Annotated in this window: 1 protein-coding gene; it reads left to right on the plus strand. The window is 37.1% G+C overall.

The features are described 5' to 3' along the window. Positions 1-201: 201 nt before the first annotated feature. Positions 202-882, plus strand: a complete 681-nt coding sequence (locus tag EGK63_RS16200; RefSeq protein ID WP_001015311.1) for an IS6-like element IS1216 family transposase — start codon at positions 202-204, stop codon at positions 880-882. The last annotated feature ends 151 nt before the right edge of the window (positions 883-1,033 follow it).

Consider the following 1,033-nt stretch of genomic DNA (forward strand, 5'->3'; position numbering starts at 1 on the left):
ACTCATTTGCAACCACGTTTTTTGTTGGTATATAAGCATTTTTATCGCTGTTTTGTTCATGTTCATGCAACTTATCTAGCAACCTTTGGTTGCCTAAATTGCGAGCAAGTTGCAATACTCCAGAACGGGTTCTGTTGCAAAGTTTTAAATCTACTATCAAATAAGGTAGAATAATAGAAAAAGATAGCAGGAGGAATGACGATGAATCATTTTAAAGGAAAGCAATTTCAGCAGGATGTGATTATTGTAGCCGTGGGCTACTATCTTCGTTATAACCTTAGCTATCGTGAAGTTCAAGAAATCTTATATGATCGTGGCATTAACGTTTCTCATACGACGATTTATCGTTGGGTGCAAGAATATGGCAAACTACTCTATCAAATTTGGAAAAAGAAAAATAAAAAATCCTTTTATTCATGGAAAATGGATGAAACGTACATCAAAATTAAAGGAAAATGGCATTATTTGTATCGAGCCATCGATGCAGATGGTTTAACCTTGGATATTTGGTTACGTAAAAAACGGGACACACAAGCAGCCTATGCTTTTCTTAAGCGGTTAGTGAAGCAGTTTGATGAACCGAAGGTTGTAGTCACAGATAAAGCCCCCTCTATTACAAGTGCCTTTAAGAAACTAAAAGAATACGGCTTTTATCAAGGGACAGAACATCGTACCATTAAATACCTGAATAATTTGATTGAACAAGACCATCGTCCAGTAAAGAGACGCAATAAATTCTATCGAAGTTTACGCACTGCCTCTACCACGATTAAAGGCATGGAAGCCATTCGAGGATTATATAAGAAAACCCGAAAAGAAGGCACTCTCTTCGGGTTTTCGGTCTGTACTGAAATCAAGGTATTATTGGGAATCCCAGCTTAAATCATAGATACCGTAAGGGATTTTATTCTTTATTTAAAACTTTGCAACAGAACCGTTTTGTCTACGGCCTTTTGCTGTCTATATTTCATCTATGTTATTGGCATAGTGTCTGAAAAAGCAGAGGGCTACGTCTATGGGACGTATTGCTACC

Source organism: Brevundimonas sp. 357 (assembly GCF_003938605.1).
Lineage (GTDB): Bacteria > Pseudomonadota > Alphaproteobacteria > Caulobacterales > Caulobacteraceae > Brevundimonas.

Coding starts and splice junctions, on each gene's coding strand:
- EGK63_RS16200 (WP_001015311.1), top strand. CDS start 202: ATGAATCATTTTAAAGGAAAGCAATTTCAGCAGGATGTGATTATTGTA.